Genomic DNA, 14966 nt, shown 5'->3' with positions numbered 1-14966 from the left:
AATTCTAGCCCTAAGTCTTTCTAGGCAGATTGACGAAGGCGAAGCTAAATCATCAAGAGATGATTTTCCAAACGAGACAAGGCAAAGCGACGTAGGCATAACTAAAGTTAGGCAAGGAGCTTTAACGATGTATCGTGACGAAAATCCTTACTTGATGCGACCTGGACGTTCTTTATAACCGTAGTAGGCGTCTTCGATGATTTCTTGCATGTGGTCAACCATTGCTAGACGTGGGTTAGCTGGTGTACATTGATCTTCGTAGGCAAGAAGAGCCAATTCGCGAGAGTGTTCTTTGAGTTCTTTCTCGTCGATACCTTGTGCTTTCAAGTTCATTTGGATACCGATGCGTTCACCGAGGTCGTAAACTGCTTGTGCGTATGCAGCAACAGCTTCTTCTGGTGTTGAACATGGCAAGCCTAGAAGACGAGCGATGTCTTGGTATTTTTCATCTGCTTTATAGTAGTTGTACTTAGGCCATGTAGCTGTTTTAGCTGGACGAGTACCGTTGTAGCGGATAACGTATGGAAGCAAGATAGCGTTTGTACGACCGTGAACAGTATGGAAACGTCCACCAATCTTATGAGCCATTGAGTGAGAAATACCTAGGAATGCGTTGGCGAAGGCCATACCTGCCATAGTTGATGCGTTGTGCATTTTCTCACGTGATACAAAGTCAGCATTCTTCACTGAGCTTTCAAGGTTTTCAAATACTAGTTTGATAGCTTGAAGTGCTAAACCATCTGTAAAGTCGTTTGCTACTGTTGAAACGTATGCTTCTGTAGCGTGAGTCAATACGTCCATACCAGTATCTGCTGTAACGTGTGCAGGTACTGTCAATACGAGTGCTGGGTCAACGATTGCCACAGTTGGTGTCAATGAGTAGTCAGCGATTGGGTATTTACGGTTGTTTGCTTTATCAGAGATTACGGCGAACGGTGTTACTTCTGAACCTGTACCTGATGTAGTTGGAATCGCGATAAACTTAGATTTCTTACCAAGTTCTGGGAACTTGAAGGCACGTTTACGGATATCCATGAATTTTTGAACTAGGTCATGGAAATCAACTGTTGGTTGTTCGTAGAAGAGCCACATAACTTTGGCAGCATCCATTGGGGAACCACCACCGAGTGCGATGATTGTATCTGGTTTGAAGGTACGCATCAATTCTGTACCTTTATAAACTGTTGTGATGTCTGGATCTGGCTCAACGTCTGAGAAGATTTGGTAAACAACTTTATTACGACGAAGGTCCAATTGTTCGATGATACGATCTAGGAATCCAAGTTCTACCATGGCACGGTCTGTAACGATCATGACACGTTCAACGTCACGACATTTTTGGAGATATTGGATAGAATCACGTTCGAAGTATGTTTTAGAAGGAACTTTAAACCATTGCATATTATTTCTACGTCTTCCTACTTTCTTGATGTTGAGCAAGTTCATAGCACTTACGTTATCACTGATTGAGTTGCGTCCGTAAGAACCACAACCAAGTGTCAATGATGGCAAGAATGCGTTGTAAACATCACCGATACCACCGAAAGTAGATGGAGAGTTCCAAATAACACGGATAGCACGTACGATTGTACCAAACTCTTTCGCCAATTCTGCGTCTTCCGTATGAATAGCTGCAGAGTGACCGAGACCGTGGAATTCAACCATTTGGCGAGCCGCTTCAAGACCTTCTGCACGACCATCAACTTTCAAGACGGCAATAACAGGTGACAATTTCTCACGAGTCAATGGCTCTTTTTCACCGATTTCAGCAACCTCAGCTGCCAAGATGTTTGTACCTTCTGGTACTGAGAAGCCAGCCTGCTCAGCAATCCATGCAGCTGGGCGACCAACGATGTCTGCGTTCAATTTACCTTCTGCACAGTTTTTGCTGTTAGCTTTCACACCGAAGCAGTATTCTTCAAGAAGAGCTTTTTCTTTCTTATTAACGAAGTAAGTTTTGTAAGACTTGAATTCTGCTACAAACTCATCGTAAACTTCTTTATCAATGATAACTGCTTGTTCTGACGCACAGACCATACCGTTGTCAAATGACTTAGACATAACGATGTCATGTGCTGCCTGACGGATGTTTGCTGATTTTTCAACATAGGCTGGAACGTTACCTGCACCTACACCAAGGGCAGGTTTACCACAAGAGTAAGCTGCACGCACCATTGCGTTACCACCAGTTGCAAGGATTGTTGCAATACCATCATGTTTCATCAACTCAGACGTTGCTTCCATAGATGGTTTTGTTACCCACTGGATACAGTTTTCAGGGGCACCAGCTGCTACAGCTGCTTCATAGACAACACGAGCTGCATGGGCTGAAGATTCTTGTGCAGATGGGTGGAAGGCAAAGACGATTGGATTGCGTGTCTTCAAGGCAATCAATGATTTAAAGATTGCTGTAGAAGTTGGGTTTGTTGTTGGTGTGATACCACAAACAACACCGACCGGCTCAGCAATCAAAGTCAAACCTGTCACTTCATCTTCTTCGATAACACCAACAGTTTTCGTGTGGCGCATGTTATTGACAACGTGCTCACAGGCAAACAAGTTCTTAGTAGCCTTGTCTTCGAATACACCACGCTTGGTTTCTTCAAAGGCGTGCATTGCCAATTCACCGTGTTTATCAAGGGCTGCAACCGAAGCTTTCGCTACAATATAGTCTACTTCTTCTTGACCAAGTTTACGGAACTCATCAAGAGCAACCAAACCTTTTTGAACAAGCTCATCGACGTGCTTGCGCGCTTCTACCAACTTTTCTTCTGGTGATACTACTTTTTTATCAGCCATTGTGTTCCTCCAAATATACTTGTTAACTATTTGTTAACTTTTTCACAATGTTATTCTACTATTTTTTATTTTATTTGTAAAGAGAAATTGTTAATTTTTTCACATTTTTTCTGTTTTGTTATAGAAAACGCTTACTTTTTCTTGTTTTCAGAAAATATTCAGATTTGTTTCTGCTTTGTTTGGTCAAAAAATACATAAAGTAAGACAAATCTTTATCATTTATTCTTTCTCTAACATTTACGATACTAGTTTACCAAGAAAACGCTTCCAAGTAAATAGATTTTTTTGAAAATATTGTAGTAATTACGTGATAATTTTCAATTTCTTATTCATTTGTCCCTTCTTTTCTACTCTTGCATTTTTGTCCACATTGTGATATTCTTAACAATATAAAACAACTATATTAACACATCCAAAAATGTACATAAAATATTAAAACAGGAGGTCTGCTTATGAAAGCAGTCGTTGTAAATCCAGAATCTACTGGTGTTGTCGTTGTCGATAAGGAACTTCGTCCACTCGAAGCTGGTGAGGCTTTGGTCCAAATTGAGTACTGTGGTGTTTGTCACACTGACCTCCACGTTGCCAATGGTGATTTTGGTAAGGTTCCTGGTCGCGTTCTTGGTCACGAAGGTATCGGTATTGTGACTGAAATTGCTCCAGATGTGACTAGCTTAAAAGTCGGTGATCGTGTCAGCGTTGCTTGGTTCTTCCAAGGCTGTGGTATGTGTGAATATTGTACAACCGGTCGCGAAACTCTCTGCCGTACCGTAAAAAATGCAGGCTACTCTGTTGACGGTGGTATGGCTGAGCAATGTATTGTAACAGCAGACTATGCAGTAAAAGTTCCAGAAGGTCTTGATCCAGCTCAAGCAAGTTCGATCACTTGTGCTGGCGTTACTTGCTACAAAGCGATTAAAGAAGCTCACTTGGAACCAGGTCAATGGATTGCTATCTATGGTGCTGGTGGACTCGGAAACCTTGCTGTACAATACGCTAAAAAAGTCTTCAACGCTCATGTTATCGCCGTAGACATCAATAATGATAAATTGGAACTCGCCAAAGAAGTTGGTGCAGATGTGACAATCAACGGACTTGAAGTAGAAGATGTTCCTGGATACATTAAAGAAATTACTGGTGGCGGTGTACACTCTACTGTTGTAACAGCTGTTTCCAAAGTAGCCTTCAACCAAGCTATTGACAGTGTTCGTGCTGGTGGATATGTAGTAGCTGTAGGACTTCCATCTGAATACATGGACCTCAGTATCGTGAAGACTGTGCTAGACGGTATCAAAGTGGTCGGCTCACTGGTGGGTACTCGTAAAGATTTAGAAGAGGCCTTCCACTTCGGTGCTATGGGACTAGTTGTTCCAGTCGTTCAAAAACGTCCTGTCGAAGATGCCGAAGCAGTCTTTGATGAAATGGCAGCAGGAACTATCCAAGGTCGCATGGTCTTAGACTTCTGCCACTCACACTAATGCGTTCTCCACTATTTTCAAGAAGTGATTATCCAATCGCTTCTTTTTTGCTTTCTAAAATAAAAAAGAAGCAGCCTAGACTACTGCTTCTCCAATTCTTCTAAAATACTTGCAAAATCTGTTTTGAGTGCTTCCAAGCTTGTTTCAACTTGACTTCTTGTCTGGTTATTTTTCACCACAACCTGTCCAGATTCGATTTCGCTACCACCTAGGGTAATGATGGCCTTAGCGCCAAAAACATCTGCTGATTTAAACTGAGCCTTAAGCTTGCGGTCAAGGTAATCTCGCTCTGCTCGGAAGCCTTGCTTGCGGATGGCTTGAACCAACTCGAGCGCTCCGCCATTGGCCTCCTGACCTAAAACTGCGATGTAGACATCTAGCTGGGTGTCGAGAGGGAGCTCGATGCCTTGCTTTTCAAGGACTAGGATGAGGCGCTCAATCCCCATGCCAAAGCCGAAGGCTGGCGTTTCTGGTCCACCGAAATAGGACACCAAACCGTCGTAACGACCGCCGGCACAGATGGTCAGGTCATTACCACCTACCTCGGTCATAAACTCGAAAATAGTATGATTATAGTAGTCCAAACCACGCACCATGTTGGTGTCAATCACATAAGCAATGCCTAAGCTGTCCAACATAGTCTTAACCGCTTCAAAGTGAGCAGTACTTTCTTCATCCAGATAGTCCAAGATGGACGGTGCATTTTCCACTGCGACCTTGTCTTCTTTTTCCTTGGAATCCAACACACGCAAGGGGTTTTCTTCTAGACGGCGCTGGCTATCCTTGGAAAGCTGGGCCTTGAGCGGTGTCAGGTAGTCAATCAAGGCCTGACGATAAGCAGCACGACTCTCTGGATTGCCCAGACTGTTGAGGTGGAGGCGGATGTCCTTGATTCCCAACTCTTCAAAGAAGTGATAGGCCATAGCAATGGTTTCCACGTCTGTCGCTGGGTTATTGGAACCAAAGCACTCCACACCAATCTGGTGGAACTGACGGAGACGACCTGCCTGCGGACGCTCATAGCGGAACATTGGACCCATGTAATAGAACTTAGCCGGCTTTTGCACTTCTGGAGCAAAGAGCTTATTTTCTACATAAGAACGAACAACCGGTGCCGTCCCTTCTGGACGGAGGGTGATATGGCGCTCTCCCTTGTCATAGAAATCGTACATCTCCTTGGTCACAATGTCTGTTGTATCGCCAACCGAACGGCTGATCACCTCATAATGCTCGAAGATCGGTGTGCGAATCTCAGCGTAATTGTACTGTTTAAAAATGCTGCGGGTAAAGTTTTCCACATACTGCCATTTGGCAGAATCCTGTGGTAGTAAATCCTGTGTTCCTTTAGGTTTTTGAAGTTTCATGGAATTTCTCATTTCTCTAAATCTTGTCCTTTATTTTATCATATTTTGGGCTTTTTTGGAAATGGCAGAGCAGACAAAAAGCCGTGCCTACTGACACGACCTTGTTTAAAAAGCTATTTCTTATCTACAATCTGGAAATTCAAGTCGGCCACTTCAATCTCAACCTCAAGTTTTTCTTCTGAGTTGAGATTTAGGAGGTTTTCTAAGGCTGTTTCTGCAAAGGCCGCTACTTTTTCTTGGCGTTCCGCGTCATTCAATACTTTCTCACTTGTCTTGTAAATGGCTTCTTGGGATTTATCATTTAGAAATTCCTGGGCCTTTTGTCCAGAAGTGAAGACATCGACCGCCTTGTCCAGCAGACCATTGCTATTATTGCTGATTTTGATTTCTCCATGTTGCTGAGAATCAACTTCGACAAGCACAGGTTTCTTGAAGGTTAAAGTATTGTTTTGAATCTGAACATCTGACTGACCAATGCCCTCCAAGACCAGCTTGAACTCCGTCTGAACAGGAATATCAACAGACATTTCACGTCCTACAAAGAGCTTGGTAATCGGTTCTGTCCAGTCTGGCCATTCTTTTAATTGATTGTTTTCAAAGGTCTGATTGGCAGTCGTGTCCACCTCGGCACCTGCTACAACCAGCTTGCTTTCCGCTTCAAACTTCTTAATGACAAACTCATATTGAGCCGTATGGGTTCCTTGGAACCAAGCAAAGATACTATTTCTAAACCAGAAAATCCCAATACCCAAAACCAGCAACAAGACTAAGAGGCTAGCCAACTTTTTCGCAAAAAACTTCCCAACTGTTTTCATACAGTTCTCCTTCATATTGAATAATTGGAACTCGTCCTATAACCATTATATATATATGCTGTCAAGTGAATTTTGTGTCTTTTTGAACATTATAGCAAAATTTCTTTAGATGGGAATTTAGGTGAATAAAATTTGATAAAATTTTTAAAAAAATCTGTCAAGTAACTTTACTTTACAAAAAACTTTTGTTATACTGTTAAAGTTGACGAAAGTCATACGCACTATTTTAGATTTAAAAGGGGCTTAGCCCTGACATTTAATGGAGGAAGAAAGAAATGGCAGTACCTGCACGTCGCACTTCAAAAGCGAAGAAAAACAAACGTCGTACTCACTATAAAGTAGCAGCTCCAACTGTGAAATTTGATGAAACTACTGGAGATTACTCACGTTCACACCGTGTATCTTTGAAAGGATACTACAAAGGACGTAAAATCGCTAAGGCTGCTTCAGCTGAATAATAGAAGGGAGATACCATGCGCGTAAATATTACACTTGAACACAAAGAATCTGGTGAGCGTTTGTACCTTACTTCAAAAAACAAACGTAACACTCCAGACCGTCTTCAATTGAAAAAATACTCACCAAAATTGCGTAAGCACGTGATTTTTACTGAGGTGAAATAAAGCAATATTTGTCTATGTTCAACAACATATTTTCTTAATTTAGGAGTTTTGGATATGAATGATGAATGGCAATGTGCTAGTTGTGGTGAATATTTGACCACAAACGATATAGGAATTGAAAATCCTAGTTACTGCATAAAATGTAACAAGGAAGAGGAATAAAACTATAGAAAATCCTTTGAAATTTTTATTTCAAAGGATTTTTTCTTTTGTTTTTGACAAAATAACTGAATTTTAACTGATTAAAATATATCAAATAATTATTTCTGCTAAATCTATCATAGCCTGTTCAATCTTATGTTTTCCTTTCTGCATTACATGAAGATAAATTTTCTCTATCTCCTTACTATCCTCGGAATGTCCTACAAATTCTCGGATAACATTCAAACTAACTTTTTTATCTGCCATAACTGAAACAAAACTATGTCGGAACATATGAGGCACTATTTTGTTATTTTTTAAGAATATTTAACAAAAAGACTCCAAACCAAGGCTTCTACAGCGATGATTTGGAGTCTTTTATGAACTTAGAAGAGGGAAGCTCTCATATCTTATTCAATGATGATTATTCTTCTTTTTTATTTTTGAATAGATACAAGCCTGTGACAAGAGTGGCTAAAGCACCACCTAGCCAGCCTATTGCGCTACTTGCTTCGCCTGTATTTGGCAAAGTTGCTTTTGATGCCTCTGCTTTTGGCATCATTGAAGCCTTAGTTTCAGGCTTCATACCCTCTGTCCGTGGCATCTGAGTTTTCTCTGCTTCTGGTTTATCTGCCTTCGGTTGCCTCATATCTGGTTGTTTAGTTTCTGGCATTGGTTTGTCAGTTTCTGCTTTACCAGTTTTTGGTGCTTCCGAATCTTTCTTAGGAGCTTCCATTTGTGGTTGCTCCACATTTGGATCTTCGGATTTCGGTTTTTGTTCCTTAGGCATGTCGTCTGCCTTCGGTTGCCTCATATCTGGTTGTTTAGTTTCTGGCATTGGTTTGTCAGTTTCTGCTTTACCAGTTTTTGGTGCTTCCGAATCTTTCTTAGGAGCTTCCATTTGTGGTTGCTCCGCCTTTGGATCTTCGGATTTCGGTTTTTGTTCCTTAGGCATGTCGTCTGCCTTCGGTTGCTTCATATCTGGTTGTTTAGTTTCTGGCATTGGTTTGTCAGTTTCTGCTTTACCAGATTTTGGTGCTTCCGAATCTTTCTTAGGAGCTTCCATTTGTGGTTGCTCCGCCTTTGGATCTTCGGATTTCGGTTTTTGTTCCTTAGGCATGTCGTCTGCCTTCGGTTGCTTCATATCTGGTTGTTTAGTTTCTGGCATTGGTTTGTCAGTTTCTACTTTATCAGATTTTGGTGATTCCGAATCTTTCTTAGGAGCTTCCATTTGTGGTTGCTCCGCCTTTGGATCTTCGGATTTCGGTTTTTGTTCCTTAGGCATGTCGTCTGTCTTCGGTTGCTTCATATCTGGTTGCTTAGTTTCTGGCATTGGTTTGTCAGTTTCTACTTTATCAGATTTTGGTGATTCCGAATCTTTCTTAGGAGCTTCCATTTGTGGTTGCTCCACATTTGGCTCTTCGGATTTCGGTTTTTGTTCCTTAGGCATATCGTCTGCCTTCGGTTGCTTCATATCTGGTTGCTTAGTTTCTGGCATTGGTTTGTCAGTTTCTGCTTTACCAGTTTTTGGTGCTTCCGAATCTTTCTTAGGTGCTTCCATTTGTGGTTGCTCCGCCTTTGGAGCTTCGGCTTTCGGCTTTTGTTCCTTAGGCATGTCGTCTGTCTTCGGTTGCTTCATATCTGGTTTCTTAGTTTCTGGCATTGGTTTGTCAGTTTCTGCTTTATCAGATTTTGGTGCTTCCGAATCTTTCTTAGGAGCTTCCATTTGTGGTTGCTCTGCCTTTGGCTCTTCAGCTTTCGGTTTTTGTTCCTTAGGCATGTCGTCTGTCTTCGGTTGCTTCATATCTGGTTTCTTAGTTTCTGGCATTTGTTTATCAGATTCTACTTTATCAGATTTTGGTGCTTCCGGTTGGACATCTTCTTGTTTTGGAACTTCTGGTTTTGGAGTTTCTTTTGGTTGCTCTTCTGGTACTGATGGAACCTCTGGTTTTGGAGTCTCTTTTGGTTGCTCCTCTGGGATTGATGGTACTTGCGGTTCATCTTTTGGAGCGTCTGGTACCTGTGGTACTTCTGGTGTTGGTTTATCAACCTTTGGTTCCATCGGTTTTGGTAATTCCTGACCTGGCTCTTCTTCCTTCTTAGGCTCTTCCTCTTTTGGAGTCTGCGGCACTTCTGGTTTTGGTAATGGTTTCAAGATAATACCACTATCTGGGTTTGGAGCTTCTGGCTCTGGTTTTGGCTCCTCCTTAGGTGGTAGAGGTTTTTCTTTCTCAAGGGTAATCTCACGTGCACCTAGCGAAGTAACCTCTGTCCCACTCCAATTTTTATACCCAAACGTCTTTATCACTGCCGCAACAGGGAACGATTTCTGATTTGGTGCAGTTACACTGGCAGTTAAAGTATAGGTCAACTGAGTAGTTGTTGTTATATTATCTATGAAATAAATCTTGGAAAAACGATTTTCTTCTTTCCACCCTTTAATCATATCATTAGGGTTAGCTTGACCTGCTGACCACCCCCATTGATCATTAAAGCTACCGCTATTTTCTTCTCTATTAAAGAAACGGAAAGGTGCTCTATCACCATTATTAGAACTATTGACTTGATTAGGGAATTGACTAATTAATTCATTATCAGTATTATCTTTAATACTCTTTAAATCCAAACCTTTTGGAAGAATAAAATAAAGACCACCACGACGATGATTAAAAGACCATTCACTTGTATCAAAATTTACTCGCCATGTAATCTGTTTCTCTTCTAATTTCACCGAGTCTATTGTTACTGATTTCTGAAGTTTCTCTCGTCCCTTAGCATCCGGAGAATCCGCATTCGATGATTGAATTAATGGCTTCTCAACTACCTTTTCTGAAACAGAATCATCTACCGGAATTTTTTCCATACCACTAGTTTCAGAATTACTCATCACCGCACGAGGTTGGAGAAGCGCTTCAGGTAAAGATGGCTCAGTAACCTCTTCGGCTTTCTCATTTAATTCTTCTTCCGAAGCGTCGTCGTCTTCAAGCTCTTCTTCAGCTAAAAAGTCGCTTTCCTCTTCATTTGATACTACCGGTATATTAGTAGCATCGCTTACATTAACTGATGTAACATCTGTTTCTAGCGATTCTGCTTTAACCGTTGTCGTTGGATAAAAGGCTAATCCCCCTAATACGACTGTGCTTAATAATAGACTGGACACAACTTTCTGCTTGCTCATAATTGGCTCCTTCTTAAAATATAGATTTATACATTTTCCCACTCATCTACTGAATGCGTTTACATGAATGTTGTCGCATTTCTGGATAGATGATGGCACTTCAAAATATGGACCGTACAAAGTATACCAGTCATAGCTATCTTTTACCTGCTACGCACCTGTTTTTTTTGTATTTTTCTATACATTGCTCATGTTGAGCTTTGGCTCCATTTTTTCACTGATACATATCGCAAAGGCTGGTTTTTCCTCCAAAAAAAATAACCTATCATTTCACGATAGATTATTTTTCACTATTTCCACAAAACGATGGGTAAATTGAGCAGTCATTCCCCAGATATTTTCTGGTAGATTTTCATAAAAGGGGACGGAGCGTTTGTGATGACTGAAAGGATAGTCAACCCCACCTCTCAAACGTTCAAAGGGAAAGTCACAATCTGGGACAATCTGTGAATCTAGTTGATAATAGACAGGGGCCGTTTTCAGCAAGGTTTCCAGTGGAACTGTAAAGAATCGAGCCACTTCATCATTGGGTTGAAGGGTCTGCCAGTCCAAGTGAAGTCGACCAACAAAACAGCGAATCGTCGAGCGACCAAAAACTAGATAATCGATTTCCCCCAGCAACTCAATTTGTTCCTGTTGAATGTCAAGTTCTTCGATAACCTCACGAATGGCTGCTTCTTCTGCTGTCTCGCCTTCATCAATTCCGCCACCTGGGAAGGAAACTTCTCCCGGTTGAGAAATGGACTCGCTCCGAATCTCATATAAGACCTGCCACTGATTGTCGGACCAGACTAAGGGCAGGAAGACTGCATAAGAACGTTTTTCACCCAATGGCTGGGGCTGATAGTCTTTCAATAATGCCTGCAATTGATCAGTCATGGCAACTCCTTACTAACTAGTGATTTATGCTTATTTTAACGAATTTTGTGGCATCTGGCAAGAACTTTGTTTCAATAAAAAAACTGAGAAGTTTCCTTCCCAGTTCCTCATCTTATTTTCCTTTTAACATGCCCATAATGCCGCGAGTCACCACGCGCCCAACTTCCCGTCCGACCTGGCTCATCAGGTTCTTGGTAAAGCGATCCATCATGGAATCTGTTTTGCGACTGGCTGGCTGACTGGCTCTTTGAGCTGCTTTTGCTGCTTCTTTCTGGGCTTTTTCTTCCATTTTTGCGGCTGCCTTAGCTTCTTTTTCTGCCTGTTTTTCCGCCTCGGCCTGCTCTGCTTTTTTGATGAGTTCGGCTTCTTTGGCCTCTGTCATGGCCAAAATCTGCTCATGGGCAGATTCACGGTTGATCGCGTCAGCATATTTTTCCATCAAAGGAGAGTTGTTGATGACAGACAAGAGGGCACTCGGCTCCACCGTTCCAAGCATACTTTTCGGTGGATAAATCAAAACCCGATCCGCAAAGCTTGGCGTCCCGTCTGCTTGAAGGGTAGACACAACAGCTTCCCCCACCTGCAACTCCTGAATGACCTTAGCCAAATCCTTATCACCTTCTTGACGGAAAGTTTCGGCAACAGTCGCGACAGTTTTGAGCTCTTTTGGTGTAAAGGCGCGAAGACCATGCTGGATACGGTTGCCCAGCTGGGCTGCCACGCTATCAGGAATATCCGTCGGATTCTGCGTTACAAAAAAGACACCTACACCTTTTGAACGAATCAAACGGACAATCAATTCAATTTTTTCAAGAAGAACTTTTGGAGCATCTTTGAAGAGAACATGAGCCTCATCAAAGAAGAAGACCATCTTAGGCTTGTCCAAATCGCCCACCTCAGGCAGCACTTCATAGAGTTCTGACAAAAGGCTGAGCAGGACTGTCGAATAAAGAGTTGGTTGATTGAACAGCTCAGTAGCTTGAAGGACGTTAATAACCCCACGGCCATCTTCTGCCGTACGCATCAAATCAGCAATGTCAAGGCTTGGCTCACCAAAGAAAATCTTACCACCTTGTTGCTCCAAAACAACCAGGCTACGCAAGATGGCACCAACCGAACGAGCTGGAATATTTCCATAATACTGGCTCAGCTCTGCTGCATTTTCAGCCACAAAATTGAGCATGGCCCGCAGGTCCATTAAGTCTATCAAGAGAAGACCACGCTCATCTGCCACGCTGAAAACAATATTCAAGATGGACTCCTGAGTATCATTCAAGCCCAGTAAGCGTGTCAATAAGACAGGTCCCAGCTCTGAAATCGTCATGCGGACAGGAGTCCCATTTTCCCCTAAGACATCCCACAACTCAACTGGATAAGCTACGGGACTATAATCTGTATAGTGAGTCTTCTCTAGACGACTAGGATCAATCTCCTTGGTATTAGCCGCAACCAAACTATTCAAATCACCCTTGATGTCCGATAGAAAGACTGGAATGCCCGCATCACTTAACTGCTCCGCCAAAACCTTCAAGGTCACGGTCTTCCCTGTACCTGTCGCACCTGCGATGATTCCATGACGATTGAGTCGCTTGAGCTGCATCTCCGCTCGACTGCTTCCAAAGCCAAAAGCAATAACATCTGACATATTCTAGCCTCTTTTCCGATTTTTTCTAGTTTTATTGTAGCATAACTTTTAGGAAAATAGCAGAGCAGACAACTTTATATTGGATATGCCAAGAGAAAAAGAAAAACCCGACGAAACGGGTTCTCTATATTATAGATACAAGAATTTGAATAGTGCAACAGCGGCAATTGATGCGATAATTGGAGCACATACACCAACCCAAGCATACCACCATTTTGAATCAGCCTTGTTTTCACCAAGAACAGATTTTGGCAAGAGATGGTGAACGATACGTGGACCAAGGTCACGTGCTGGGTTAAGACCAGGACCTGTTGGACCACCAAGAGCCGCAACAAGTGCCATAACTAGGAAACCAATGCCTAAGTGAGCAACTGCAATTGAACCTGAAGTATATGGAGCAGTCATTGTCTCAGCGACTGTTTTATCATAGCCTTGTTCAATCAATTTACCAACCAACTCTGCACCAAAGAAATGTTTGGTCAAAGCAAGGGCACCGAAGAACAATACAAATGAACCAACGAACTCATTCAAGAAACCATTAGTTGTCGCAGCTTTACGACTTTCTTTTGTACCATTGTCAAGCGCGCTGATAGTTGAGAATGAACCAAGAATATGGTTAGAATTTTCAGTTTTCAAGAAGTAAGGTTTATAAACTGCTACAACCACTAACTGACCAAACATTGCGCCTAACAATTGAGCAACAATGTATTGAGCAACGTGAGCCCAAGGGAAGAGACCTGAAACAGCCAAACCAAGTGTGAAGGCTGGGTTGATATGGTTACCAGAAACGTTACCAAACATCAATGCTGGCATCATAACTGCCAAACCATAGCCAATCGCAATGAGAATCCAACCAGAGTTGTTTCCTTTTGTGCCTTTTAAATCAACGTTTGCAACTGTACCATTACCAATGATAATAAGGAGTGCAGTCGCTAAAAATTCAGTGATATATTTCACTGTCCATGTAACATCCATATTTTTCTTATATTTCCTTTCAAAAGTTAAATTTTTTTTGGACAACAACCATTTTATCAAGTATAATAAACAAAGTAAAGCCATTCGACAAAAAGAAAACGTTTACCCTATAAAAGTAGTAGATAAAGTGAGGAGATTAGGATGGGAGCTACCCAAGATACACTACTATATACAATTGAAAAAAGCATTAAGAAAAAAGCAGATTTGTTTGAACACAGCTTTTCTGCCTACGCTGTACGATCGATACTAGCTAGTCTTTATTTAGGATTGGGAATTGTCATTTCTCTTTATACAGCAGACAAACTCAACCATGTCGCAGAAGGACTCGGGAAGTTTAGTTATGGGTTGATGTTTGGTTGGGGGCTACTCATGATTTTATATATGAATGCCGAACTTGGAACATCCAACATGATGTATATGACAGTAGCCAGCCATCGAAAAACGATTCCTACTAAAACAGCCCTCAAGATGTTGGCAACCTGTATCCTTTTCAACTTTGTTGGTGCTGTCCTTGTCTGTTACTTGGTCTCACTGACTCTACCTTATCAGCACGTTGATGCTCACAGCTACCTATTTGAAGCGACAGTGACAAAACTAGAAAAAACACCTCTTACCCAGTTTATTGAAGGAATCTTTGCTAATATTGTTGTGAATATCGGCGTATTTACCTTCTTACGCATCAAAGATGATGCTGGGCGTCTCATTTCCGTTATTTTCATCATCTTTATCTTTGCTTTCTTGGGATATGAGCACGTCATTGCGAACTTTTCACTCTTCTCCCTGGCCTTTTTTGCAAATGGTGGACCAGTTGAGGGAATGACTCTATTAAGTGTACTAAGCAATTTCCTCTTTTCTGGACTAGGAAACTACGTGGGTGGCGGTCTCTTTATCGGACTTCTTTATAGTTGGTTGAACAATCAATCCAAACTTTATGTAGACTAAAAAGAGACTGGGCAAAAACTAGCCAGTAAATAAAAAACACAGATAGATTCAAGCTGATTCTGATGAAATTCAGCCGAACTGTCTGTGTTTTTCTTTCTGCTTCTACTATCTTGGACTAATTTCTTAG

Annotated in this window: 12 protein-coding genes; 4 read left to right on the top strand and 8 right to left on the bottom strand. The window is 41.7% G+C overall.

The window, feature by feature from the left end; genetic code table 11:
• Positions 1-147 precede the first annotated feature (147 nt).
• On the bottom strand, positions 148-2799 hold the full coding sequence (gene adhE, locus K5Q34_RS10230; RefSeq protein WP_105257118.1) for a bifunctional acetaldehyde-CoA/alcohol dehydrogenase: 2652 nt from the start codon (positions 2797-2799) through the stop codon (positions 148-150).
• Between the two features lie 452 nt (positions 2800-3251).
• Here adhE and adhP point away from each other — a divergent pair, with 452 nt between their 5' ends.
• Positions 3252-4277, top strand: a complete 1026-nt coding sequence (adhP, locus tag K5Q34_RS10225; protein ID WP_024406784.1) for an alcohol dehydrogenase AdhP — start codon at positions 3252-3254, stop codon at positions 4275-4277.
• 80 nt (positions 4278-4357) lie between these two features.
• Here the strand turns inward: adhP and hisS are convergent, their stop codons facing one another.
• Positions 4358-5641: a histidine--tRNA ligase gene (gene hisS, locus K5Q34_RS10220; RefSeq protein WP_221864953.1), complete on the bottom strand. Its 1284-nt coding sequence runs from the start codon at positions 5639-5641 to the stop codon at positions 4358-4360.
• 113 nt (positions 5642-5754) lie between these two features.
• Complete coding sequence (locus K5Q34_RS10215) at positions 5755-6456, bottom strand: hypothetical protein (RefSeq protein ID WP_105133820.1); 702 nt, start codon at positions 6454-6456, stop codon at positions 5755-5757.
• Positions 6457-6731: 275 nt separating this feature from the next.
• On the opposite strand from K5Q34_RS10215, the gene rpmF reads away from it, so the two are divergent.
• Together rpmF and rpmG are read left to right on the top strand one after the other, a co-directional pair.
• Positions 6732-6914 carry a 50S ribosomal protein L32 gene (gene rpmF / locus K5Q34_RS10210; RefSeq protein WP_002937589.1) on the top strand — a complete coding sequence of 61 codons (183 nt, stop codon included), beginning with the start codon at positions 6732-6734 and terminating at the stop codon, positions 6912-6914.
• A 15-nt stretch (positions 6915-6929) separates the two neighbouring features.
• A complete protein-coding gene (rpmG, locus tag K5Q34_RS10205) occupies positions 6930-7079 on the top strand; it encodes a 50S ribosomal protein L33 (RefSeq protein WP_002262412.1) in 150 nt (49 codons plus the stop codon).
• Positions 7080-7331: 252 nt separating this feature from the next.
• On the opposite strand, the gene K5Q34_RS10200 is transcribed toward rpmG, so the two are convergent.
• From K5Q34_RS10200 to gla, 5 genes are all read right to left on the bottom strand, one after another.
• Positions 7332-7523 (bottom strand): tyrosine-type recombinase/integrase, encoded by a 192-nt coding sequence (locus tag K5Q34_RS10200; RefSeq protein WP_274806903.1) that lies wholly within the window; start codon positions 7521-7523, stop codon positions 7332-7334.
• Between the two features lie 121 nt (positions 7524-7644).
• Complete coding sequence (locus tag K5Q34_RS10195) at positions 7645-10398, bottom strand: LPXTG cell wall anchor domain-containing protein (RefSeq protein ID WP_221864952.1); 2754 nt, start codon at positions 10396-10398, stop codon at positions 7645-7647.
• A 270-nt stretch (positions 10399-10668) separates the two neighbouring features.
• Positions 10669-11277 (bottom strand): CoA pyrophosphatase, encoded by a 609-nt coding sequence (locus K5Q34_RS10190; protein ID WP_105119372.1) that lies wholly within the window; start codon positions 11275-11277, stop codon positions 10669-10671.
• A gap of 112 nt (positions 11278-11389) precedes the next feature.
• Complete coding sequence (locus K5Q34_RS10185) at positions 11390-12922, bottom strand: helicase HerA-like domain-containing protein (protein ID WP_221864951.1); 1533 nt, start codon at positions 12920-12922, stop codon at positions 11390-11392.
• Between the two features lie 129 nt (positions 12923-13051).
• Positions 13052-13897 (bottom strand): aquaglyceroporin Gla, encoded by an 846-nt coding sequence (gene gla / locus K5Q34_RS10180; protein ID WP_141599755.1) that lies wholly within the window; start codon positions 13895-13897, stop codon positions 13052-13054.
• Between the two features lie 141 nt (positions 13898-14038).
• Between gla and K5Q34_RS10175 the strand changes: the two genes are divergently transcribed.
• Positions 14039-14839, top strand: a complete 801-nt coding sequence (locus K5Q34_RS10175; RefSeq protein WP_221864950.1) for a formate/nitrite transporter family protein — start codon at positions 14039-14041, stop codon at positions 14837-14839.
• Positions 14840-14966 lie beyond the last annotated feature (127 nt).

Origin of the sequence: Streptococcus sp. 2018110, assembly GCF_019754115.1 — a bacterium.
GTDB classification, from domain to species: domain Bacteria; phylum Bacillota; class Bacilli; order Lactobacillales; family Streptococcaceae; genus Streptococcus; species Streptococcus hashimotonensis.
Note: the sequence above shows the minus strand (reverse complement) of the source record. Positions and strands in the feature narration are given on the sequence as shown.